Annotated in this window: 22 protein-coding genes and 1 pseudogene; 15 read left to right on the forward strand and 8 right to left on the reverse strand. The window is 62.4% G+C overall.

Going from position 1 to position 23511, the window contains the following annotated elements:
- The first annotated feature begins 26 nt into the window (after positions 1–26).
- Positions 27–389, forward strand: a complete 363-nt coding sequence (locus ACORQT_RS00205; RefSeq protein WP_021504152.1) for a YibL family ribosome-associated protein — start codon at positions 27–29, stop codon at positions 387–389.
- An 11-nt stretch (positions 390–400) separates the two neighbouring features.
- Here ACORQT_RS00205 and ACORQT_RS00210 read toward each other — a convergent pair whose 3' ends face one another.
- Both ACORQT_RS00210 and yiiM read right to left on the reverse strand, forming a co-directional pair.
- On the reverse strand, positions 401–1180 hold the full coding sequence (locus ACORQT_RS00210) for a class I SAM-dependent methyltransferase (RefSeq protein WP_033652303.1): 780 nt from the start codon (positions 1178–1180) through the stop codon (positions 401–403).
- A gap of 101 nt (positions 1181–1281) precedes the next feature.
- A complete protein-coding gene (yiiM, locus tag ACORQT_RS00215; RefSeq protein ID WP_164057666.1) occupies positions 1282–1953 on the reverse strand; it encodes a 6-hydroxyaminopurine reductase in 672 nt (223 codons plus the stop codon).
- Between the two features lie 131 nt (positions 1954–2084).
- Between yiiM and ACORQT_RS00220 the strand changes: the two genes are divergently transcribed.
- The gene (locus tag ACORQT_RS00220; RefSeq protein WP_031299772.1) at positions 2085–2699 is read left to right on the forward strand and encodes a histidine phosphatase family protein; all 615 of its coding nucleotides are present in this window, start codon (positions 2085–2087) and stop codon (positions 2697–2699) included.
- 32 nt (positions 2700–2731) lie between these two features.
- On the opposite strand, the gene ACORQT_RS00225 is transcribed toward ACORQT_RS00220, so the two are convergent.
- On the reverse strand, positions 2732–4660 hold the full coding sequence (locus tag ACORQT_RS00225; RefSeq protein WP_072626474.1) for a methyl-accepting chemotaxis protein: 1929 nt from the start codon (positions 4658–4660) through the stop codon (positions 2732–2734).
- Positions 4661–4785: 125 nt separating this feature from the next.
- The gene (sodA, locus tag ACORQT_RS00230; RefSeq protein ID WP_004934003.1) at positions 4786–5406 is read right to left on the reverse strand and encodes a superoxide dismutase [Mn]; all 621 of its coding nucleotides are present in this window, start codon (positions 5404–5406) and stop codon (positions 4786–4788) included.
- Between the two features lie 427 nt (positions 5407–5833).
- On the opposite strand from sodA, the gene fdnG reads away from it, so the two are divergent.
- The 10 genes from fdnG (at position 5834) to ACORQT_RS00280 (ending at position 16688) form a co-directional block, all read left to right on the forward strand.
- Positions 5834–8881 carry a formate dehydrogenase-N subunit alpha gene (gene fdnG, locus ACORQT_RS00235; protein WP_103101707.1) on the forward strand — a complete coding sequence of 1016 codons (3048 nt, stop codon included), beginning with the start codon at positions 5834–5836 and terminating at the stop codon, positions 8879–8881.
- Between the two features lie 12 nt (positions 8882–8893).
- Positions 8894–9796 carry a formate dehydrogenase subunit beta gene (fdxH, locus tag ACORQT_RS00240; protein ID WP_004934014.1) on the forward strand — a complete coding sequence of 301 codons (903 nt, stop codon included), beginning with the start codon at positions 8894–8896 and terminating at the stop codon, positions 9794–9796.
- The gene (gene fdoI / locus ACORQT_RS00245) at positions 9793–10428 is read left to right on the forward strand and encodes a formate dehydrogenase cytochrome b556 subunit (protein WP_033645114.1); all 636 of its coding nucleotides are present in this window, start codon (positions 9793–9795) and stop codon (positions 10426–10428) included. The genes fdxH and fdoI overlap by 4 nt, the downstream gene beginning before the upstream one ends.
- Complete coding sequence (gene fdhE / locus ACORQT_RS00250; RefSeq protein ID WP_033645113.1) at positions 10428–11357, forward strand: formate dehydrogenase accessory protein FdhE; 930 nt, start codon at positions 10428–10430, stop codon at positions 11355–11357. Before fdoI ends, fdhE begins: the two co-directional genes overlap by 1 nt.
- Before the next feature lie 114 nt (positions 11358–11471).
- The gene (locus tag ACORQT_RS00255) at positions 11472–12122 is read left to right on the forward strand and encodes a DcrB-related protein (protein ID WP_033645112.1); all 651 of its coding nucleotides are present in this window, start codon (positions 11472–11474) and stop codon (positions 12120–12122) included.
- Positions 12123–12162: 40 nt separating this feature from the next.
- On the forward strand, positions 12163–12768 hold the full coding sequence (locus tag ACORQT_RS00260; RefSeq protein ID WP_033645111.1) for a glutathione S-transferase: 606 nt from the start codon (positions 12163–12165) through the stop codon (positions 12766–12768).
- Between the two features lie 69 nt (positions 12769–12837).
- Positions 12838–14232, forward strand: coding sequence for an L-seryl-tRNA(Sec) selenium transferase (gene selA / locus ACORQT_RS00265; protein ID WP_164057665.1), 1395 nt, complete (start codon positions 12838–12840; stop codon positions 14230–14232).
- Positions 14229–16070 carry a selenocysteine-specific translation elongation factor gene (gene selB / locus ACORQT_RS00270; RefSeq protein ID WP_164057664.1) on the forward strand — a complete coding sequence of 614 codons (1842 nt, stop codon included), beginning with the start codon at positions 14229–14231 and terminating at the stop codon, positions 16068–16070. The genes selA and selB overlap by 4 nt, the downstream gene beginning before the upstream one ends.
- Before the next feature lie 82 nt (positions 16071–16152).
- Positions 16153–16413: a CopG family ribbon-helix-helix protein gene (locus tag ACORQT_RS00275; protein WP_047025978.1), complete on the forward strand. Its 261-nt coding sequence runs from the start codon at positions 16153–16155 to the stop codon at positions 16411–16413.
- The gene (locus ACORQT_RS00280) at positions 16413–16688 is read left to right on the forward strand and encodes a type II toxin-antitoxin system RelE/ParE family toxin (RefSeq protein ID WP_164057663.1); all 276 of its coding nucleotides are present in this window, start codon (positions 16413–16415) and stop codon (positions 16686–16688) included. The genes ACORQT_RS00275 and ACORQT_RS00280 overlap by 1 nt, the downstream gene beginning before the upstream one ends.
- A gap of 180 nt (positions 16689–16868) precedes the next feature.
- Here ACORQT_RS00280 and ACORQT_RS00285 read toward each other — a convergent pair whose 3' ends face one another.
- Positions 16869–18116, reverse strand: a complete 1248-nt coding sequence (locus ACORQT_RS00285; RefSeq protein ID WP_033633516.1) for an MFS transporter — start codon at positions 18114–18116, stop codon at positions 16869–16871.
- A 217-nt stretch (positions 18117–18333) separates the two neighbouring features.
- Here ACORQT_RS00285 and ACORQT_RS00290 point away from each other — a divergent pair.
- Positions 18334–19327: pseudogene (locus ACORQT_RS00290) on the forward strand (acyltransferase).
- On the opposite strand, the gene ACORQT_RS00295 reads toward ACORQT_RS00290, so the two are convergent.
- The 3 genes from ACORQT_RS00295 to ACORQT_RS00305 all read right to left on the reverse strand — a co-directional run bounded on the left by ACORQT_RS00295 (position 19322) and on the right by ACORQT_RS00305 (position 22288).
- Positions 19322–20245 (reverse strand): GlxA family transcriptional regulator, encoded by a 924-nt coding sequence (locus ACORQT_RS00295; RefSeq protein WP_101452792.1) that lies wholly within the window; start codon positions 20243–20245, stop codon positions 19322–19324. The pseudogene ACORQT_RS00290 and the gene ACORQT_RS00295 overlap by 6 nt on opposite strands.
- A 2-nt stretch (positions 20246–20247) precedes the next feature.
- Positions 20248–20799: an isochorismatase family protein gene (locus ACORQT_RS00300; protein ID WP_072626481.1), complete on the reverse strand. Its 552-nt coding sequence runs from the start codon at positions 20797–20799 to the stop codon at positions 20248–20250.
- A gap of 100 nt (positions 20800–20899) precedes the next feature.
- Complete coding sequence (locus ACORQT_RS00305) at positions 20900–22288, reverse strand: amidohydrolase family protein (RefSeq protein WP_089192371.1); 1389 nt, start codon at positions 22286–22288, stop codon at positions 20900–20902.
- A 208-nt stretch (positions 22289–22496) separates the two neighbouring features.
- On the opposite strand from ACORQT_RS00305, the gene ACORQT_RS00310 reads away from it, so the two are divergent.
- Together ACORQT_RS00310 and ACORQT_RS00315 are read left to right on the forward strand one after the other, a co-directional pair.
- On the forward strand, positions 22497–23117 hold the full coding sequence (locus tag ACORQT_RS00310) for a nucleotidyltransferase domain-containing protein (protein ID WP_033652291.1): 621 nt from the start codon (positions 22497–22499) through the stop codon (positions 23115–23117).
- Entirely contained in the window at positions 23068–23508 is a 441-nt protein-coding gene (locus tag ACORQT_RS00315; RefSeq protein ID WP_444859301.1) for a DNA-binding protein, read from the forward strand. The genes ACORQT_RS00310 and ACORQT_RS00315 overlap by 50 nt, the downstream gene beginning before the upstream one ends.
- Positions 23509–23511 lie beyond the last annotated feature (3 nt).

The raw sequence follows: 23511 nt of genomic DNA on the forward strand, positions 1-23511 counted from the left end.
ATTTTGGGCACAACGGGCCAGAGACCATGAAAGAGAAAGAAAAGGCAGAGATTAAGCGCCTGAGCGACCTGCTGGACGCCTTGAACCACAAAGACGCCACCGTGATCCAACAGGGCAACCCTGAGTTGATCGCGCAGCACACCAAAGAGAAAGAGAAACTGGCGACGGAGATCGAGCGCCTGAAAAACGTGCGCGGCGAGAAGCTGAGCGCCGAAGCGCAGAAGCTGAGCCAGCTGCCGTTCAGCCGCGAGATCACCAAGAAAGAGCAGGCCGATATGGGCGCGCTGAAGAAAAGCGCGCGCGGGCTGATCGTCGTGCACCCGATGACCGCGCTGGGCCGCGAGATGGGCCTGAAAGCGGTCACCGGCTACGCCAAGAAAGCGTTCTGAATCCCCGGGCGTCAGACCTTGGTGGTGAAATACGCCTTGGTCTGATAGGGCACGGTGACCGTGTCCTTGCCCCGCAGTTCCTCTTCTTCCGCCACCAGTTGGCGCAACCGATCGATAACCTGCTCCTGTTGCGGCTGCGGCAGCGCGGCGATAAAGCTGGTTGAACGCACGCGGTTGTAGATCACGTCCTCCACCGCGCCGCGGTGGCCGAGCATAAACACCTGCTCCTGCAGCGGTTCAAAGCCTTTGAACGGGAAGAGTTTGCGCCATTCGCCGGTATAGAAACGCGGCGCATCGCCTTCGTGGCTATCGACGATCTGATTCAGTTTACGCACCCAACCGACGCGCGCATCGCGCATGTTCCACACCAGGCCGAGTTTGCCGCCGGGCTTGAGAATGCGCTGGATTTCCGCCAGCGCCTGCGGCGTGGCGAACCAGTGGAAGGACTGGGCGCACACCACGGCATCCACCGACTCGTCCGGTAGCGGGATCGCGTCGGCGGTGCCCGCCAGCGTTTTCACCTGCGGCAGCGCCGCCGACAGTTTTTCCAGCATTTGCGGCACCGGTTCGACGGCGATCACCTGCGCGCCGGTTTCCAGCAGGCGCGGGGTGAACTTGCCGGTACCGGCGCCGAGATCGATGACCGTCATGCCGGCGTGCAGGCCGATGACGTCACGCAGCCAGGCGGCGATTTCCGGCGGGTAATCCGGCCGGCCTTTCACATAGCGATCGGCATTGGCCTGATAGCCCTCGGCGGCGGCGTGATGAATCGAATGGGTCGGGGTGGTCATAACCTGGCTCCTGGCTGAAAAAACGTGCGGCTACAGTATAGGCGGAAGAAAAGGGTTAACGCGGCATTCGGCGCACGTTTTTCATTTTTCCGCCCGCGCTTTCAATGGCCGAGCAGGCGGCGGTTGAAATCCTCAAGGCGCCCTTCGGCGAGCCGAGTGAGCATGGTCTTGCTCCAGCTGGCGGAGAGGCCGGCCACCGCCAACAGGCGGCGATACTGTTCCGCATCGAACGGCATGTGCCAGGCGATGGCGATGGCTTCGGCCACCGACACATCGCTGTTGCGCGTCGCCAGCGCCAGCGGACGATCGCCGCTGACCGCGCCCGGCGACACCACCCGATACAGCCAGCCGCAGCGGCCGCTTTGCTGCATCAGCACCGAAATGTCCTCGATGGCGAAGTGATAATTGAGCTTGAAGCACGGCGAGCGCGGCTGGGTGACCTGGATAAGCGCCTCGCCCCAGCGGAAGATGTCGCCCATAAACACATTGTGTTCGGTCAGCCCTTCGGTGGAGATATTCTCGCCGAAGGCCGGGGCGCAAAATTGCTCGGCCTGCGCCGGAAACTGCTCGCGCCAGTGGGCATAATGCTCGCGCGGGTAGTGACACAGCGCGCGGTCCGGCCCGCCGTGGTAGCTTTTTTCGGCCTGTTCGTCGCCTTCCAGGCCGAGCGGCGTGAGCCGGATGGCGCCATCCACCTGGCGTTTGGCGATGGCGCTGGGGCGCCCGCCTTCATAGGGTTGAATGCTGCCGATGTAAACGTCTGGGTGATGCATGTGCGCCTCCGTGTCTCGCGTCGAGGGCTCAGCATAGCCTGAGTTGTTCTCGTACACTACCCGGCGTTTACCTGTACGGAAGGATGTGTTTTTCCTGTCTATATTTAGGCTTTTATCGTCGAGAAAAAACCATGCGTTTCATTGTATTGAGGCATGCGGAGTCAGAATGGAACCGCTCGGGGATTATTCAGGGGCGAAGTGACAGTCCGCTGACAGAAGAGGGGCGACGTCAAATCGCTGGGCTTGGCGCTCGCTTGCAAATGTTATCGGTCACTTTGTTGATCAGTTCACCGGCTGGTCGGGCTTTTACGACAGCGGAGACGTTGGCTGAGAGATGTGGCTGCACTGTGCAAATGGATGAGCGTTTGCAGGAGCAAGATTTTGGCCGACTGGAAGGATTATCTTATGCGCAGGCCATGCGCGATTATCCAGAAGCGACGCAGTGCCTCTTTGCCGGTAAGGCAGAGGCGTCGGCTCCGGGAGGGGAGAATGCTTATGAGGTTGCCTGGCGCCTGATGGCTTGTCTGTCCGATCTGGCTGTCGATGGACAAAATCAAACGCTTGGTGTTGTTACGCACGGCCATGCTCTGCAGGCACTGATTTGGTGGCTTAAAGGGGCCGACCCGCAGGAGGACCTCCGCAGATACGGTCATCGCAATTGCGGCTACGCAATGCTTGATGCGACCGCCTCTGGTTTTAACTTGTTGAATTGGGGAGTCGCGACCCACCTGTTGCCACAAAGATAGGGCGAGGAACGGATATTCCTCGCCTGAGGGCGTCAGAAGGTGGTCCAGTTCTCTTCCGCTGCGGCGTTGGCGGCCGCGGGTTTTACGGCCGGCGCTTTCGGCGCAGCGGCTTTCACGGCGGCGGGTTCGGTCTGCTCCGCCAAACGGAACACCGAAACGCTCTGCAACAGCATGTCGGCCTGCTCTTCCAGCGAATCGGCGGCGGCGGCGGACTCTTCCACCAGCGCGGCGTTCTGCTGAGTGGTATGGTCCATTTCGACGATCGCCTGGCCAATCTGGGCGATGCCGCGCGTCTGTTCATCGGAGGCGGCGGCGATCTCGGCCATGATGTCGCGCACGTGGGTGACCGAGCGGACGATCTGTTCCATGGTATTGCCGGTGCTTTCCACCAACTCAGTGCCGGTTTTCACCCGGCTGACCGATTCGGCGATCAGTCCTTCGATCTCCTTCGCCGCCTGGGCGCTGCGGCTCGCCAGGCTGCGCACTTCGCTGGCGACCACCGAGAAGCCGCGTCCCTGTTCGCCGGCGCGCGCCGCTTCCACCGCGGCGTTGAGCGCCAGGATGTTGGTCTGGAAGGCAATACCGTTGATCAGGGTGGTAATTTCTGCGATACGCTGCGAACTGCTGGAAATATCGCGCATGGTGCTGACCACGTTCTCCACCAGCTTGCCGCCCTGTTGCGCGGTCTGCGAGGCGTCGGTGGCCAGCTGATTGGCATGATGGGCGTTGTCGGCGTTCTGTTTCACCGTGGCGGTCAGCTGTTCCATGCTGGCGGCGGTTTCCTCGACCGCCGCCGCCTGCTGCTCGGTGCGGGAGGAGAGATCGGTGTTGCCGGCGGCGATTTCCGCGGAAGCGGTGGAGACCTGGCTGACCCCCATCTGGATCTTCTCAATCATGGTGCGCAGATTTTGGCTCATCGCCGCCACCGCGTTCAGCAACTGCCCCAACTCATCGCGGCGGGTGCTGGTCTGCGCCTGGCGCAGATCGCCGCCGGCGATGCGTTCCGCCATCGCCAGCGTGCTTTGCAGCGGACGGGTGATCTGCAGCGTGATGCGCCAGGCGATAAGCACTCCGGCGATAATCGCGATCAGGGTGGTGATGCCCATCTGCAGCTGCGCCAGGTTGATGTTGCTGCGCGTCTGAGCCAGCTCGTCCTGCATAAAGGCGTTCACCAGCGTGCCGATCTCATGCGCGCGTTCACCGAGCTGTCGGCTGATCTGCTGCTCGTGCTCATAGGCCGGCAGGTAGGCCGCGATACGGTTTTTGTAATCGTCCAGGGCAGCCAGCAGCGGTTGCAGCTGCGGGCGCTGCGCGTCGTTGACCCGGCGGCTCAAGGCGTTGGCCGCGTCGCGCGCGTCGTCGATGGCCGCCATCAGCGGCGCTTCGGTTTCCTTGTTCAGGCTCAGCAGCAGACCGCGCGCGCCGTAGCGCACCTGGGTCAGCTTCTGGTTCAGCTGGATGAAGGCCAACTGCAGATCGCCGTTGGTGAGCTGGCGCTCCACCTGGCTCAGGCTGGCCTGCACTTCCGACATGTTCCAGCTCTGGCGCACCGCGTCTTTCGCCGAGACCGCCTGCTCAAAGATTTTTTGCTGTTGCTGATATTCCCCAATCAGCGTCACCAGACGCTGCAGATCCTTGCGGCTTTGGGCGTCCCAGTCCAACGCCTGGCCCTGGTCTATCAGTTTGACGGCGTTATCGATATTGGCGCGGTTGTTCTGCAGATACTCCGGCTGGTAGGTCTGGCCGTACATGGCGCGGTTGTATTTGGCCTGGTTGATCTCCTCGTTCAGCCGGTTGCTGAAGTCGATGCGATCGGCGCGGGATTCGATGATGTGCAGGTATTGCGCCCCGGTGCCGGCGATGACGACCGCCAACAGCAGCAACAGCGCGAAGCCGAGGCCGAGCTTTTTACCTACGGTGAGATGGGTGAACTTTCCTGCCAATGCTTGCAATGCCGCCATAGCGTTTTTCCTTCTCCGGGCGAACGTCAATTGAACAAACCATCGGCAAGAAGTGGTCAAACTTTAGCGGATTTCAGGCAAAAAAATACCCGCCGGCGGCGGGCATCTTCATCAACGGGGGCGAATTACTTCTTCGCGGCGAAGCGTGCGGCCGCTTCGTCCCAGTTGACCACGTTCCAGAACGCCTTGATGTAGTCAGGGCGTTTGTTCTGATATTTCAGGTAGTAAGCGTGTTCCCACACGTCCAGACCGATGATTGGGAAACCGGAAGCGCCGGCGACGGCTTCGCCCATCAGCGGGCTGTCCTGGTTAGCGGTAGACACCACGGCCAGTTTGCCGTCTTTCAGCACCAGCCAGGCCCAACCGGAACCGAAGCGGGTGGCTGCGGCTTTCTCGAACTCTTCCTGGAATTTCTCAACGCTGCCGAAATCGCGCTCGATGGCCGCTTTCAGATCGCCGCCCAGCGTGGTGCCGGTTTTCAGGTTTTTCCAGAAGAAGCTGTGGTTGGCGTGGCCGCCGGCGTTGTTGCGCATGAAAGTGCGTTTGTCGGCAGGCACTTTATCCAGATCCTGGATCAGCTCTTCAACGCTGTATTTGGCCAGCTCAGGGTAAGCTTCCAGCACGGTGTTGGCGTTGTTGACGTAGGTCTGATGGTGTTTGGTGTGATGGATTTCCATCGTCTGCTTGTCGAAATGCGGTTCCAGTGCGTCGTAAGCGTACGGCAGGGATGGCAGTGAATAACTCATAATCATCATCTCCAGTGGTGTATGGGCGGCGCAAAGGGCGAGCACCGCGTAAGCAGTCGGATCATTATAGTTAATTAAATGATATTGAAAATGATTATCAATGCCCTGCTGACTGTGTGGTTAATGAACAAATCGCTGCGTTAACATACTGATAGAAAAGAGGCCTTGAGCGCCTCTTCATGCCTTGGCGCCGATGCGTTGGTTACTCTCTATACTGTAGAGAGCGCCGAGCCTGCTGCGACGCCGAAATGTATCGAAATGTGCCAATGCGTTCACTGAATGAGCACGAGTGTGTAACAACCACAAGCACGCTGTGGTAATATCGCCGCGTCGCGTATCAGCATAACAACAGTGACATTAGCGCTCCGCCGTTTTGGCGAGGAGCGCCATTTGAACAATGTGACAATCGAGAGTAAAGGAGACCCCCATGCAGGTCAGCAGAAGGCAGTTCTTTAAGATCTGCGCTGGCGGTATGGCAGGAACGACGGTGGCCGCGCTGGGCTTTGCCCCCGAAGTGGCGTTGGCGGAAACCCGGCAGTACAAACTGCTGCGCGCCCGCGAGACCCGTAATACCTGTACGTATTGTTCCGTCGGCTGTGGGCTGTTGATGTACAGCCTTGGTGATGGCGCCAAAAACGCCAAAGAAAGCATTTTCCATATCGAAGGGGATCCGGATCACCCGGTAAACCGTGGCGCGCTTTGCCCGAAAGGCGCCGGCCTGGTTGACTTTATCCACAGCGAAAGCCGCCTCAAGTACCCGGAATACCGGGCGCCGGGGTCGGACAAATGGCAGCGCATCAGCTGGGACGACGCCTTTACCCGCATCGCCAAGCTGGTGAAAGAAGACCGTGACGCCAACTTCATCAAAACCAACGACCAGGGCGTTACCGTCAACCGTTGGCTGACCACCGGCATGCTGTGCGCCTCGGCCGCCAGCAACGAAACCGGTTTTCTGTCGCAAAAATTTAGTCGCGCTCTCGGCATGCTTGCCGTAGACAACCAGGCGCGTGTCTGACACGGACCAACGGTAGCAAGTCTTGCTCCAACATTTGGTCGCGGTGCGATGACCAACCACTGGGTTGATATCAAGAACGCGAATTTGATTATCGTCATGGGCGGTAATGCGGCGGAAGCGCATCCGGTGGGGTTCCGCTGGGCGATGGAAGCCAAAATACACAACAATGCCAAGCTGATCGTGATCGATCCGCGCTTTACCCGAACCGCATCGGTGGCGGACTTCTATACGCCGATCCGCTCCGGGACCGACATTGCTTTCCTGTCGGGCGTGTTGCTGTATCTGATGACCAACAACAAGTTTAACCGCGAGTACGTCGAGGCCTACACCAACGCCAGCCTGCTGGTGCGGGAAGACTTTGCCTTCGAAGACGGCTTGTTCAGCGGCTACGACGCGGAAAACCGCAAGTACGACAAAACCACCTGGAACTACCAGTTCGACGAGAACGGCTTCGCCAAGCGCGACGTCACGTTGCAGGATCCGCGCTGCGTGTGGAACCTGCTGAAGCAGCACGTGAGCCGCTACACGCCTGACGTGGTGACCAACATCTGCGGCACGCCGAAGGACGATTTCCTCAAGGTGTGCGAATACATCGCCGAAACCTGCGTCGCGGATAAGACCGCTTCGTTCCTGTACGCCCTGGGCTGGACTCAGCACTCGGTCGGCGCGCAGAACATTCGCACCATGGCGATGATCCAGCTGCTGCTCGGCAACATGGGCATGGCGGGCGGCGGCGTCAACGCGCTGCGCGGCCACTCCAACATCCAGGGGCTGACCGATCTCGGCCTGCTGTCGCAGAGCCTGCCGGGCTACCTGACGCTGCCGTCGGAGAAACAGACCGATCTCGAGACCTACCTGAAGGCCAACACGCCGAAGGCGCTGCTGCCGGGCCAGGTGAACTACTGGGGCAACTACCCGAAATTCTTCGTCAGCATGATGAAGACCTTCTACGGCGACAAGGCGCAGAAGGACAACAGCTGGGGCTTTGACTGGCTGCCTAAGTGGGACAAAGGCTACGACGTGCTGCAGTACTTCGAGATGATGTCGCAGGGCAAGGTCAACGGCTACTTCTGCCAAGGCTTTAACCCGGTGGCGTCGTTCCCGAACAAAAACAAGGTGGTGGCTTCGCTGTCCAAGCTGAAGTTCCTGGTGACCATCGATCCGTTGAACACCGAGACCTCCAACTTCTGGCAGAACCACGGCGAGTTCAACGAGGTGGATTCCTCGCAGATCCAGACCGAAGTGTTCCGCCTGCCGTCCACCTGCTTCGCCGAAGAGAACGGCTCGATCGTCAACTCCGGCCGCTGGCTGCAGTGGCACTGGAAAGGCGCGGACGCCCCGGGTGAAGCGCTGAACGACGGCGAGATCCTGGCGGGCATCTTCAGCCGCCTGCGCGAGATGTATGCGCGCGACGGCGGCGCGGTGCCGGAACAGGTGCTGAACATGCGCTGGGACTACCTGACGCCGGACAACCCGGCGCCGGAAGAGGTGGCGCAGGAGAACAACGGCAAGGCGCTGGCGGATCTGCTGGATGCCGACGGCAAAGTGGTGGTGAAAAAAGGCGAGCTGCTCAGCTCGTTCGCGCAGCTGCGCGACGACGGTACCACCGCCAGCGGTTGCTGGATCTTCGCCGGCAGCTGGACGCCGGCCGGCAACCAGATGGCGCGGCGCGATAACGCCGATCCGTCCGGTCTCGGCAACACGCTGGGCTGGGCCTGGGCATGGCCGCTCAACCGCCGCATTCTGTACAACCGCGCCTCGGCGGATCCGCAGGGTAAACCGTGGGATCCGAAACGCCAGCTGCTGGAGTGGGACGGCGCCAAGTGGGTCGGGGCCGATATCCCGGACTACAGCACCGCCGCGCCGGGCAGCGACGTCGGGCCGTTCATCATGCAGCCGGAAGGCATGGGCCGCCTGTTCGCCACCGACAAAATGGCGGAAGGGCCGTTCCCTGAACACTACGAGCCGTTCGAAACGCCGCTCGGCACCAACCCGCTGCACCCGAACGTGGTGTCCAACCCGGCGGCGCGCGTGTTCAAGGACGATCTGGCGGCGATGGGCAAATCCGACAAGTTCCCGTACGTCGGCACCACCTATCGTCTGACCGAGCACTTCCACTACTGGACCAAGCACGCGCGGCTGAACGCCATCGCGCAGCCGGAACAGTTCGTGGAGATCGGCGAAAAGCTGGCGGAGAAGAAGGGCATCAAGCAGGGCGATACCGTGAAGGTCAGTTCCAACCGTGGCTACATCAAAGCCAAGGCGGTGGTGACCAAGCGTATTCGCACGCTGCAGGTGCACGGCCAGGAAGTCGACACCATCGGCATCCCGATTCACTGGGGTTACGAAGGGGTGGCGAAGAAAGGCTTTATCGCCAACACGCTGACGCCGTTCGTCGGCGACGCCAATACGCAAACGCCGGAGTTCAAGGCGTTCCTGGTCAACGTGGAAAAGGTGTAACGGAGACGAATTATGGCCATGCAATCTCAAGACATCATTCGTAAATCCGCCACCAATGGCTTCACGCCGGCGCCGCGCGCCCGTGACCACCAGGAAGAAGTGGCCAAACTGATCGATGTCACCACCTGTATCGGCTGCAAGGCCTGTCAGGTGGCCTGTTCCGAATGGAACGACATCCGCGACGAAGTGGGGCACAACGTCGGGGTGTACGATAACCCCGCCGATCTGACCGCCAAGTCGTGGACGGTGATGCGCTTCTCCGAGGTGGAGGAAAACGGCAAGCTGGAATGGCTGATCCGCAAGGATGGCTGTATGCACTGCGCCGATCCGGGCTGCCTGAAGGCCTGCCCGTCGGAAGGCGCGATCATTCAGTACGCCAACGGCATCGTCGACTTCCAGTCCGAGCACTGCATCGGCTGCGGCTACTGCATCGCCGGCTGCCCGTTCGACGTGCCGCGCATGAACAAGGACGACAACCGGGTGTACAAGTGCACCCTGTGCGTCGACCGCGTGGACGTCGGCCAGGAACCGGCCTGCGTGAAAACCTGCCCGACCGGCGCGATTCACTTCGGCACCAAGGAAGCGATGAAGCAGGTGGCGGCGGATCGCGTTAGCGAGCTGAACACCCGCGGCTACCAGAACGCCGGTCTGTACGATCCGGCAGGGGTGGGCGGCACGCACGTGATGTACGTGTTGCACCACGCCGACAAACCACAGCTGTACCACGGTTTGCCGGACAACCCGAGCATCAGCCCGGCGGTGACCTTCTGGAAGGGCGTGTGGAAACCCCTGGCGGCCATCGGCTTTGCCGCCACCTTCGCGGCCAGCGTGTTCCACTATGTCGGCGTCGGGCCTAACCGCGTCGAGGATGAGGACGAGCACGACGAGTCGCATGACGAGGAGACGCGCAAATGAGAAAGGAAAAGCCCATTCAGCGTTACAGCGCGCCGGAGCGCATCAACCACTGGATAGTGGCGTTCTGCTTCGTGTTCGCCGCCATCAGCGGGCTGGGGTTCTTCTTCCCCTCCTTCAACTGGCTGATGAACATCTTCGGGACGCCGCAGCTGGCGCGCATTCTGCACCCGTTTGTCGGGGTCATCATGTTCGCCGCGTTCCTGCTGATGTTCCTGCGCTACTGGAAGCATAACCTGATCAACCGGGAAGATATCGTCTGGGCCAAGAACATCCACAAAATCGCCATGAACGAGGAAGTGGGTGACACCGGGCGCTATAATTTCGGCCAGAAGTGCGTGTTCTGGGCGGCGATCGTCAGCCTGGTGCTGCTGCTGGCCAGCGGCGTGGTGATCTGGCGGCCGTATTTTGCGCCGTCGTTCTCCATCCCGCTGATCCGCATCGCGCTGCTGGTGCATTCGCTGGCCGCGGTCGGCCTTATCATCGTGATTATGGTGCACATTTACGCCGCATTGTGGGTAAAAGGCACCATTACCGCGATGGTGGAAGGCTGGGTGCCGGCGGCCTGGGCCAAGAAACATCATCCGCGCTGGTACCGTGAGGTCCGCGAGAAACGACAGGAAGATAAACCCTGATGAGTATCCGCATCGTTCCTAAAGAGCAGTTAGGGGCACAGCGTGAGAAGTCCACAACGGCGGAGAACATCCCGCCGTTACTTTTCGCCAACCTGAAAAGCCTGTACAGCCGCCGCGCCGATCGTCTGCGTCAGCTGGCGGTCGACAACCCGCTGGGTGACTACCTGAACTTTGCCGCCGAGCTGGCGCAGGCGCAGCAGCATGCGTTGCACGATAACCCGCTGCAGCTCGATCTGAGTGAAGCGTTGGTGCAGGGTGCCGCCAGCGGCAAACCGCCGCTCGATCTGAGCGTGTTCCCGCGCAGCGAGCACTGGCGCAAGCTGTTGACATCGCTGATCGCCGAGCTGCGTCCGCAGGCGCCGGAACACATTCTGGTGGTGCTGGACAACCTGGAGAAGGCCTCGGCGCACGAGCTGGAGCTGATGGCCGACGCCTTGCTCAACCGCGAGTTCGGCAAGGTGGGCAGCGAGAAGGCGCCGTTCCTCTGGGCCGCACTGTCGCTCTATTGGGCGCAGATGGCCAGCCTGATCCCCGGCAAGGCGCGCGCCGAATACGGCGAGCAGCGCCAGTTCTGCCCGGTGTGCGGCAGCATCCCGGTTTCCAGCATGGTGCATATCGGCACCGTTAACGGCCTGCGCTACCTGCACTGCAACCTGTGCGAAAGCGAATGGCACGTGGTGCGGGTGAAGTGCAGCAACTGCGAGCAGACCCGCGATCTCAACTACTGGTCGCTGGACAGCGAGCAGGCGGCGGTGAAGGCGGAAAGCTGCGGCGACTGCGGCACTTACCTGAAGATCCTCTATCAGGAAAAAGACCCGCAGGTCGAAGCGGTGGCCGACGATCTGGCTTCGCTGGTGCTGGACGCCCGCATGGAAGAGGAAGGCTTCGGCCGCAGCAGCATCAATCCGTTCCTGTTCCCGGCGGAGTAACCGCCCGGCCCCGTTCGCGCGGGGCCGGACAAGCAATTTCAGAACGGGCTTCTGGCATTCGCCCGGGCGAGTTGCTACGTTTAGGCCATGACGCGCCAAGCGAAAGGAACCACGATGTTAAACACCCTGGCAAAACTGACCGCGGTCGCCGTGCTGGCGATCGGACTGGCGGCCTGCGACAACAAGGACGACACCAAACCGGCGGTGCCGCCACCGGACACCAAGCCGACCGTGACGCAGCCCGCGCCACCGCCGCCGCCTGCGCCGGTAGAGGCCCCACCCGCGCCGCCGGGGCTGAACGTGTCGCTGCAGAAGGGCAAGATCACCTTCGAGTTGCCGCCGGGCTTTAGCGATCAAACGCTGAACAGCGGCATCGTCAATGACAGCACCTCCACCATCCAGCGCTTTCTTGACGGCAAGTCGCGCCAGAGCGCGGTTTCGTCCGAAGTGATCCCGCCGGACGGCATGAAGATCAATACCAGCGACAAAATGCTGAAAGAGCTGACGCAGAGCGCCATCACGGTGCTGGCCGAGCGCTATCAGAATATCCAGACCACCAAAGAAGAGAACTTCACCGTCGGCAAACAGAAGTTTCGCCGGGTGGATACCGAGCAGACCGTCAACGGCCAAAAGGTGGTGTCCACCCTGGTGTTGACGGTGTTCAACAAACGGGTGGTAACGCTGCAAATGCTGTCGCCGGCCAAAACGCCGGAAGTGCATCAGGCGCTGGTGCAGCGGATTATCGATACTCTGGCGGTGAAGTAAGGGCATTGCGCCGCGGCCAGGACGAAGCGGAGGAGACCGGATGAAGCTTATCGGCAGTTACACCAGCCCCTTTGTGCGCAAGATTTCCGTGATGCTGCTGGAGAAGGGGATCGCGTTTGAATTCGTCAACGATCCGCCGTATGAGCCCGGCAGCCGGGTGAAGGAGCAGAACCCGCTCGGCAAAGTGCCGGTGCTGATCGCCGATGACGGCGAGGTGTTTTACGACTCGCCGATCGTGGCCGAATACCTCGAACTGCTGACGGTGGAGCCGGCGTTTTTGCCGGCCGATCGCGCCGTGGCGCTGCGCGTCCGCCAGGTAGCGGCGCTGGCGGACGGCGTGACCGAAGCGGCGGCGACGCTGTACCGCGAAAGCCGGCGCGCGCCGGAAAAGCAGGACGAAAACTGGATGCTGCGCCAACGTGACAAGCTGACGCACGGCCTGGATGCGCTGGAGGCGCTGGCGCAGGAAAAAACGTGGCTCAATGCCGAGCGGCTGACGCTGGCGGATATCGCCACCGGCTGCGCGTTGGGCTACCTGAATTTCCGCCGCATCCTGCCCAACTGGTGCGTCCAACGTCCGGCGCTGGTCAAGCTGGCCGAACGCCTGTTCGCCCGCGAAAGTTTCGCCCGCACGGCGCCGCCCTGAACGTTCTTTTCTCCCCGCCGCGGCGGGGTTTTGCTATGCCGATACGTCTAAACTGAAAACCGAGCGACCATGAGCACTGAATCCCACCTTCTTTACAGCCAACTGCCCGCCATCGACCGCCTGCTGCGTGAATCCGCGATTGAACCGCTGGTGGCGCAGCATGGCCAGACGCTGATCGGCGAACTGCTGCGCCGGCTGCAGGCCGAGGCGCGCGACGCGATAAAACAGCAGCAACGTTTACCGGCCTGGTGCGGCGATTGGCCGCAGGCGCTGCGGGCCGAGCTGGCCCGGCAGCAACGCCCGGCTTTGCTGCCGGTGTTCAACCTCAGCGGCACTGTGCTGCACACCAATCTCGGGCGCGCCCTGCTGGCGCAGCCGGTGCAGGATGCGGTGAGCGCGGTGATGGGGGAGGCGGTGACGCTGGAGTACGATCTGGACGGCGCCGGGCGCGGCCATCGCGATCGGGCGGTGGCGAGTCTGCTGTGCCGGCTGACCGGCGCGGAAGACGCTTGCATCGTCAATAACAACGCGGCGGCGGTGCTGCTGATGCTGGCGGCGATCGCCCCCGGCAAAGAGGTGGTGGTGTCGCGCGGCGAGCTGGTGGAGATCGGCGGCGCGTTCCGCATTCCCGACGTGATGCGCCAGGCCGGCTGTCAATTGGTTGAGGTCGGCACCACCAACCGCACTCATCTGAAGGATTACCGCCAGGCTATCAACGAGCAGACCGGCCTGTTGATGAAAGTGCACACCAGCAACTACAGCATTCAGGGCTTTACCGCGGCGGTCGACGAGGCCGAACTGGCGCAGCTCGGGGCCGAACAGGGCGTGCCGACCGCCACCGATCTGGGCAGCGGCTCGCTGATCGATATGGCGCAGTACGGCCTGCCCGCCGAACCGATGCCGCAGCGGTTGCTGGCCGCCGGCGTCGATCTGGTGACGTTCTCCGGCGATAAGCTGCTGGGCGGCCCGCAAGCCGGCATCATCGTTGGCAAAAAGGCGCTGATCGCGCGCCTTCAGCAGCACCCGCTCAAGCGCGCGCTGCGCGTCGGCAAGCTGACGCTGGCGGCCCTGGAGGCCACGCTGCGGCTTTATTTGCAGCCGGAAAAACTGGCTGAGCAGCTGCCGACGCTGCGGCTGTTGACCCGCCCGCAGCAGGAGATGCAACAGGCGGCCGAGCGGCTGCTGACGGTGCTGACGCCACGGTTCACCGCCGATTTCGAGCTGCGCGCCGAACCGTGTTGGTCGCAGATTGGCAGCGGTTCGCTGCCGGTGGATCGCCTGCCCAGCTATGCGCTGACCTTCACGCCGCGCGACGGCCGCGGCGCCACGCTGGAAGCGCTGGCGGAACGCTGGCGCCGCCTGCCGCAGCCGGTGATCGGCCGCCTCGGCGACGGCCGGCTGTGGCTGGATCTGCGCTGTCTGGAACAGGAAGGGGCGCTGATCGACGCGTTGAGCGCATCATGATCATCGCCACCGCCGGCCATGTCGATCATGGCAAAACCACTCTGCTGCAGGCGATCTCCGGGATCAACGCGGATCGCCTGCCGGAAGAAAAGCGCCGCGGCATGACCATCGATCTGGGCTACGCCTACTGGCCGCAGCCGGACGGCCGGGTGCTGGGCTTTATCGACGTGCCCGGCCACGAAAAATTCCTCGCCAATATGCTGGCGGGCGTCGGCGGCATTGACCATGCGCTGCTGGTGGTGGCCTGCGACGACGGCGTGATGGCGCAGACCCGCGAGCATCTGGCGATCCTGCGCCTGAGCGGGCGCCCGGCGCTGACGGTGGCGCTGACCAAGGCCGACCGGGTGGAGGCGGCGCGTGTCGATGAGGTGCTCAGTCAGGTGCGCGACGAGCTGGCGCGCCAGGGCTGGCCCGATGCGCCGCTGTTTGTCACCGCGGCGGCGGCGGGCGAGGGTATCGAGGCGCTGCGCGCGCATTTGCTGGCGCTGTCGCCCGGCGAGCATGCGCTGACGCGCCGTTTTCGTCTGGCGGTAGACCGTGCGTTCAGCGTCAAAGGGGCGGGGCTGGTGGTGACCGGCACCGCGCTCGGCGGCCGGGTGAAGGTGGGGGATACGCTGTGGCTGACCGGCGCCGACGCGCCGGTGCGGGTGCGCGGCCTGCATGCCCAGAATCAGACCGTGGAACAGGCGCAGGCCGGGCAACGCATCGCGCTTAACATCAGCGGCGATGTCGATAAAGACCGGATCGCGCGCGGCGATTGGCTGCTGGCGCAGCGCCCGCCGGAGGCGGCGGAACGCATTCTGGTGGCGCTTGAGACGGATCGGCCGATCCGCCATTGGCAGCCGCTGCATCTGCACCATGCCGCCAGCCACATCACCGGGCGCATTTCGCTGCTGAACGACGGGCTGGCGGAACTGATCCTCGATCGTCCGCTGTGGCTGGCGGAGAACGATCGGCTGGTGCTGCGCGATATCGGCGCGCGGCAAACGCTGGGCGCGGCCCGGGTGCTCAGGCTGAATGCGCCCAAGCGCGGCAAGCGCCAGCCGGACTATTTGGCATGGCTGCAGGCCCTGGCGCAGGCGCAGGACGATGCGCAGGCGCTGGCGCTTGAGCTGCCGCACGGCGCGCTGTCGCTGGCGGCGTTTGCCTGGGCGCGTCAGTTGACCGACGACGGCCTGGCGGCACTGCTGGCGAACCGCGATCTGCTGATCGTCGGTGACCGGGCGCTGGCGCAGGATCAGGTGCAACAGGCGGAAAGCCGCCTGCTGCAGGTGCTGGCGGAGTATCACCAACAGCACGCCGATCAGCTGGGCTTAGGGCGCGCCCGCCTGCGGCGCATGGCCCTGCCTCAGCAGCCGGAAATGCTGGTGTTTATGATGATCGATCGGCTGCTGAAGGCCGGCGCGCTGCGCAATACGCGCGGCTGGCTGCATCTGCCGGAACACGGCCTGGCGTTCAGCGCCGAAGAGGCGCCGCTGTGGGCGCGCATCGAGCCGCTGTTCGGCGACGAGCCGTGGTGGGTGCGCGATCTGGCGAGTGAGCTGGGCGAAGAGGAGAGCCGGGTGCGCGCGCTGCTGCGCAAGGCGGCTCAACTGGGCCATGTGACGGCGGTGGTGGTGGATCGCTACTACCTCAGCCGACGCATCGATCAGTTCGCGGCGCTGATCCGCGAGCTGGATGCGGAGCGCGGGGGCGCCAACGCCGCCGATTTCCGCGATCGGCTCGGCGTCGGGCGCAAGCTGGCGATCCAGGTGCTGGAGTTCTTCGATCGCAGCGGCTTTACCCGCCGCAAGGGCAACGAGCATCTGCTGCGCGACGGCGGGCTGTTCGGCAACTGATTGCGTGTTTTTTGTTCTCTGATGGCGGTGTAATCAGCTTTAATCACTTTGATTGATATTGATTGTACTGAGGAGCAAGACGATGAATACGAAAGTCATCACCGCTCATGTCCCGCTGCCGTTGGCTGAAAAGGTGGATGAAATGGCCGCCAAACTTGACCGTTCACGGGGATGGATAGTGAAGCAAGCCCTCGCCGCCTGGCTTGAGCAAGAGGAAGAGCGCCGTCGGTTAACGCTGGCGGCGCTGGCCGATGTCGAACAGCAAAACGTTATCGATCATGAGTCGGTAGAAGCCTGGGCGGCCAGCCTGGACAGTGACGAGCCGCTGCCGGTACCGCGCTGATGGAGTTAAAATGGACGAGTAAGGTGCTACCGGATTTGGCGCGTTTGTTTGAGTTTCTTGCCTTGGCTAACCGCACTGCGGCAGCGAATTCGGTGAAGGCCTTGGTCGCCGCGCCTAAAGCGTTGCTCGATAATCCTCGCCTGGGTGAAAGACTGGACGAGTTTTTACCGCAGGAAGTGAGGCGTATTCTGGTCGGCCGTTATGAGATACGTTACCAGGTGCAGCCGGCAACGATTTATGTTCTGCGTATTTGGCATACCCGCGAAGAGCGATAGGCCGAATTCCCCTACCCGATAAACCTGACGCCGTGCCCGGCGGGCGATCTCCGTCCTGTCGGCGTTGCTGTTGTTGGCGGTAGCGGTGGTGGGGGCGGGGTATGCGCTGGGGGGGCTGCTCGGCTGAAGCCGCATAAAAAACGCCGGTCGGGAAACCAGACCGGCGTTTTATCGTCGCGCTTATGCCGCGCCGTTCGGCTGCGGGGTGGGATCGCCGTTGCGGCGTTTGGCGAGGAACAGCGCCACCAACGTCAGCCAGCACAGGCCGCTGATGAGGTTGAACAGGTTGAACAACCCGCTGCCGCCCCAGACGTAGGCGACCTTGGCCAGCTCGATGCCGACGGTGAACACCATCATGCTCAGCATGCCCATGGTGGCGGACACGGTGCCTTTGCTGACGTTGCTGGAGAACAGCGTCAGGCGGTACAGCCCGGCGTTGGCGAGGCCGATGCCGAAGGCGTACAGGCTCAGGCCGGCGGTCATCCACAGGTAGGCGTGGCTGGAGAATTGAGTCGCCAGCGCGGCGATCAGCAGCCCCAGAAGCATCGGGCCAGCGCCCAGCTTGATCAGGCGCTCCACGCTGTTTTTGCCGGTCAGGCGCGCCAGCGTCAGGTTGCCGAGGATCAGCGCGCCGAACACCGGGATCTGCAGCAGGCCGTAATCCAGCGTCGACAACGACTCCCCGCTGATCAGGATCACCGGCGACTGGGCGATCCAGGCCAGCAGCGGCAGGCTGGCGAAACCGATCGCCAGGGCGCCGCACAGGAAGCGGCGGTTGCCCAGCACCTGGCGGTAGTCGCGCCACAGGTTGGCGGCGGAGAACGCCTCGCCCTGCAGCGTGGCGGTCTCCGGCATGGCTTTCCACAGGCCGTAGAAGGCGATGGCCGCCAGCGCCGCAAACAGCACGAACATGCTTTGCCACGGTGCGACGTGGATCAGCGCCGCACCGGCCAGCGGCCCCAGCAGCGGGGCGATCAGCGCCACGTTAGCCATCAGGGCGGTGATTTTGATGCACACCGCCTCTTCGAACGACTCCTGAATCGTGGCGTAGCCGACCGCGCCGATAAAGCACAGGCCGATGCCCTGCAGGAAACGCATGGCGATGAACTGCTCGATGGTGGTGACCAGCAGGATCGCCAGGCAGGAGACGATAAAGAACGCCACCCCGGCCAGCATCACCGGGCGACGGCCGCGGCGATCTGACAGCGGCCCGAGCAGCCACTGCAGGAAGATGCCGCCGGCCAGATAGGCGGTCATCGAGGTGGGCACCCACTCTTCGCCGGCGTTGAAATCCGCCACGACGGCCAGCATGCCGGGCTGAATCATATCGTTGCCGATATAGGTGGCGAACTCGAACAGCACCAGACAAAGAGGGAATAAAAGCGCCTGCCGGCCCAAACGTGCCGCAGGTGGTAATGTCGTTTTCATATTATTGTACTGATAGTAAAAGAGAAAAAGGAACTGCCAGGGCGGGAAGCGCAAACTGAGCGAGTTATGGCGGCTATTTTGCCGCCAATTGTTCACCTTCGCAATCATAAGGTGTTGTTTAAGTGCATTCTGATATTTCGCTTTTGGGTTGTCGCCGAACGCCGTGCCCGATAACCTCTTCTTAACATATCAATATGACACAAGATCGGGCGAGCGTTTGAGCGAGAAAATCGGCTGGATAGACAACCTGCGGGCGATGGCGTGCATGATGGTGGTGATGATCCACGCCACCACCTATTACGTCACCAACGGCGCGGCGATAGGGTTGCACAACTGGGACATCGCCAACGTGCTGAACTCACTGTCGCGCGTGTCGGTGCCGCTGTTCTTCATGATTTCCGGCTACCTGTTCTTCGGCGAAAAGAGCGCCGGCCGGCGGCATTTCACCCGCATCCTCTGCTGCATTCTGTTCTACAGCGCCATTGCGCTGATCTATATCGCGGCTTTCACCAAGATCGGTTTCTGGCCAGTCGCTGCGCGGCATCCTGCAAAAGCCGGTGTTCTATCATCTGTGGTTTTTCTACGCCATCGCGGTGATTTACCTGCTGTCGCCGCTGATTAGCGTCAAACCGGTATCGCGCCGCTACCTGGCCGCCGCGCTGGTGATGTTGGCGGCGATCGCCAACCCGAATACCGATAAGCTGACCTTCGGCAACGCGCATCTGCTGCCGGTTAACCTGTATATCTACGGCGATACCTTCTACTACCTGCTGTATGCGTTGGCCGGACGGGCGATTGGCATGATGGAGGCGCGCGGGCGCGCCGTGGGCTGGTTGGCGGCGTTGGGATTTGCGCTGTGCGTGGCGCTGATCGCGCGCGGCACCAAACATCAGCTGTTCATCAACGGCAACTTCGCCGATACCTACTACATCTACAGCGGCCCGCTGGTGTTTATGGCGGCGGTGGCGCTGCTGGTGTGGGTGAAACACTGTCTGCCGCAGCCGATCGGCTGGCTGAGCGTATTTTCCCGTCATTCGCTGGCGATTTACGGTTTTCACGCCCTTATCGTCAACGTGATGCGCAGCCGGCACCTGGATTTCACCGGCCACCCGCTGCTGGATATCTTCTGGGTGTTCGGCGTGGCGCTGGGGGGCAGCCTGCTGCTGTCTGTCGGCCTGCAGCGGCTGGATACCCGCCGGCTGGTGTCATAGCGGCGAGCGCTGGCGCTGCTGGGCGCGGCGCAGCTGCCGCCCGGAAGAAAACCCAGCTGCCAGCGCGGCCTTCTCCAAGCCATACCCTTGCTGCAGGCGCTGTTGTGCCACCGCCAGCCGCAGCTGCTCATGATATTCCCGCACGCTGATGCCGACGTGGTTGCGAAACAGCCGCGCCAGGTGGCGGCTGCTGACGTGCGCCTTCTCCGCTATCTGCGGCACTGACCAGTCGGCCTCCGGCTCTGCGGCCATCACGTCCTGCGCGCGGTGCACCGCCGGGTGCAGGTGGTTGCGGTAGCGCAGCCAGGGCGACAGCTGCGGATCGTCGCCGGCGCGGCGGAAATAAACCACCATGTCGCGTGCGACGTCGCGCGCCCGGCCGGAACCGCAGTGGCGGTGGACCAGGTGCAGCGCCAAATCGATGCCGGTGGTGATGCCCGCGCTGGTGTAGACGCCACGGTCTTCGACGAAGATGCGGTTCTCTTTCACCTGCGCCGCCGGCGCCTGGAGGCGGATACGTTCGATGACGTCGTGGTGGGTGGTGCACTGATAGCCGTCGAGCAGCCCGGCCTGCGCCGCCAGCAGCGCGCCGGAACAGATGCACACCAGGGTGATGCGCTGCCGTTGCAGATCGGGCCGCAGCGTCGCCAGCCAGCGGCGCGCCTGCTCGGCCTCCTCTCCGGCGAAATAGCGCTGCGAATCGCCGACGCCCGGCAGCACCAGGATGGCGCCGTCTTCCAGGCGTTCGGGCAACGGCTGCAGGCCGCTCAGCGTCATGCCGATGGAGCAGACGATCTGCGGCGCCGGGCTGAGGTAACGCAGGCTGAACTGCCCGGCGAGGCGCAGGGTTTCCGCCGGGCCGCTGACGTCCAGCGACAGCACGTTGGGCAACAGCAGAAAATAGACGGCCTGCGACATGGTTACTCCTGTGCGAGTTGCGCCAGCGCCTCATCCACGCTGGCGATGCGGGCGAAACGATCGACCAGTACGGTTTCAGTATGCCGCTTCAACTGCGCGGGGGTAAAGACTTCGCCGCCGGGATGGCGCATCGGGAAGGTTAACGTCGCCTCGGTGACGAAAGTCACCCGATAACCGAGATCGGACGCCACCCGGGTGGTGGTTTCGCAGCACTGCTCGGTGCGGATGCCGGAGACGATCAGGTGGTTGATGTCCCGCTCGCGCAGCCAGGCGTTGAGGCCGGATTCGGTCAGCGCATTGTGCACATGCTTGTGTACGGTGATATCCGCCTGGTGGGTGAGGAACGGCAGGCGCTGCACATGGCCCGAAGCCAGTGAGAACGGCCCTTGCGGCGAAACGTGCAGCACGTCGACCAGGGCCGCGCCGCGCTGTCGGCAGCCGGCAATCAGGCGGGTCAGCGCCTGTTGAAACGCCGGCAGATCGTCCTCCTGCCAGAATGGACGGTGCTGGAATGATTGCTGGACATCGATGATCAATAACGCGCTCTGTGACATTTTCGGCCCTCCGCCAGTGTGTGTAGCGACCATCTTGCGCCGCGCTTTACTCTGGCAGAAGGCCAAAAACGGCCATCATGATGACAACAACGGACCGACCTTAGGCTTTGCTCACCTGTCCGGCGACCAGGCGCCCCTGATGGAAGGTGGCGCTGCGCGCCGGCAGACGGGCGACCGCCTCGGCGGAACAGCTGGCGTTGATCAGCACGAACTCGGCGGCATCGCCGGCTTTCGGCCAGGCGCGCTGCCCCTTATCGTCCAGCGGCAGCACGCCGCCGGTGGAGATGGCCATGGCGCGCGACAGGTGATACTCGTCGGAACCGCGGTACAGCTGGGCGTACAGATTGGCCTTCTCCAGGATGTCGCCGGTGCCGAACGGCGACCAGTGGTCGATCACGCTGTCGGTGCCGGTCATCACGAACACCCCTTTCTCACTGAGCTGCGGCAGCGGCATCATCAGGCCGCCGATCGGCACCGTGGAGGCGATGGTGATCTGCTGCGCCGCCAGTCGGGTGGCGGTTTCCGCCAGTTCGCCCGGCGTCAGCGTGGTCAGGGCGAAAGCGTGGCTGATGGTGACCTTGCCGCGCAGCGCCGGGTTTTTCTCCACGGTGGCGATCATGTAGTTGATGGCGGCGACCCCGGCCGGGCTGGTTTCATGCAGGTGGATATCCACGCCTTTGCCGGTATCGAGGGCGATCTGGAACATGGCGTCGAGCGATTTCTCCATCGCGCCGTCGACGTTGGTCGGATCCAGCCCGCCGACGTACTGCACGCCCATCTGCATCGCTTCGCGCATCAGCGCGTCGACCCTGGAGTGCAACAGGCCGTGCTGCGGGAAGGCGACGATTTCACAGCTGAAGTCCGCCCGGTGGTTTTCCAGCGCGCGCTGCAGGTGCTCCAGGCTTTTCAGGCCGCTGACCGGATCGATATTGCAGTGGCTGCGCGCCACGGTGCTGCCTTTGGATTGCAGCAGGGCGATCAGGTTTTCCGCCCGTTGCTGCGAGGTGGGCAGCAGTGTCGGGATCAGCGTCTGCTCCAGCGCGATCATGTCCATGATGGTCTTGCCCTGGCGCGGGCGCGGCGCCTGCCACGGGCCGCTGTAGAAGGTTTTATCCAGGTGGATGTGCATATCGCGAAACGCCGGCAGCAGCAGCCGGCCCTGCGCCTTATAGCGGGGCACGCCGGCCGGCAACGCGGCGTTGGCGGCGTGAATGGCGGCGATCTTGCCGTCTTTGATCTCCAGAGTGTACAGCGCGGTGCGGGTGCCGATCACCGTTTCGCCGTCGTATTCAAAGCCGTCTTCCAGCCGCACCTCGCTCAGGCAGTAGTGGCGATCGGTCAGGGTCATCGGCGTTGGCGCACACGGCTCGCCGCCAGGCGAAGCGGCCTGCGCCATGCCGCCGGTCAGGCCGATCACCGCGCAAGCGGTGGTGAGTTTGCCGGTTTGGCTGAGGAAGGCTCTGCGGCCCGGTTGTTGAGGGTTTTCCACGTTCGGTTCCTTAATCCAGAGGTGAGGTGGGTGAAAACATCCCCCAATTTAGGAGAGGAACCGGCCGGTTGGCAGCGACATTTGCCACTGGTGACTATTCGATTTGGTAATGACCGGCGTGCGCCGGGGCAAGGATTTTCCTGGCTTGCTCTTTCGTAGCTTTAATGGCTACATTTGTAGCCATTAAAGCTACATTGAGGTCAGCGTTATGCACGATCCGATGCTCGAGTTGCTGTTCAGCGAATACCGTAGAAAAGTGCTAAGCCTGCTGTTTATTGAAGCCGGGCGTGCGTTTCATGTGCGAGAAATTGCGCGGCGCACCGCAACTCAGGCCGGCACTTTACATAAAGAGTTGAGCAGGTTGGCGGAGAGCGGCATCTTGCTCAGGCAGCGGCAGGGCAACCAAATTTGCTATCAGGCCAACGCCGATTGCCTGATTTTCCCTGAGCTGGCGGCGATTTTCCGCAAGGTTTGCGGGCCGGCGGAGTTCTTAAGGCAGACATTGGCAGCGTTTGGCGAAGCTATTGAACGCGCTTTTATTTTTGGTTCTGTCGCCAGTGGCAAAGCGACGGCGGCCAGTGATATCGATGTTCTGATCGTCGGCAAACTGTCTTTTGCGGAGGTGATTCAGGCGGTTTACCCGCTGCAGGCAACGCTGGGTCGGGAAATTAACCCCAAACTGTATTCGCCTGAAGAGTGGCGAGCGGCTTTGGCCGAGAACTCCGCGTTTATTCAGGACATTATGGATAAACCCCAACTCTGGATTGTGGGAGACAAGGATGACGCTGGACAATCTGGTCGGGCTGGGACTGGAGGTGATAACGCCTGACGCGGGGGCGATTAAAAAATTGCTGGCCGCCGCCGCTCGCAACCGACGCGATGCGGGTATCACTCAGCTTAACAATGAGAGCCGTTTCGACACGGCATATAAGGCGGTCATGCAAATGGCGAATGCCGCTTTACAAGCCAAAGGATACCGCACGCTGACCAGCAAACCCGGCCATCACCAGATCATGATCCAATCGTTGCCGCTCACCGTAGGGCTGCCGCGAGAGGAAATGATCTGCCTGGATGCATTGCGAAAACAGCGCAACGTGGCGGATTATTCCGGCGACTTGGTGACGGACGCGGCGGTACAGGCTTGCCTTGAGCAGACAGAAGCGCTGTGGGTACGGATTATCGACTGGCTGCAGCGCGAACATCCGCAGATAGTGGCGTAAGCT

Source organism: Serratia sp. (in: enterobacteria) (assembly GCF_052400455.1).
Taxonomy (GTDB): domain Bacteria; phylum Pseudomonadota; class Gammaproteobacteria; order Enterobacterales; family Enterobacteriaceae; genus Serratia; species Serratia ureilytica.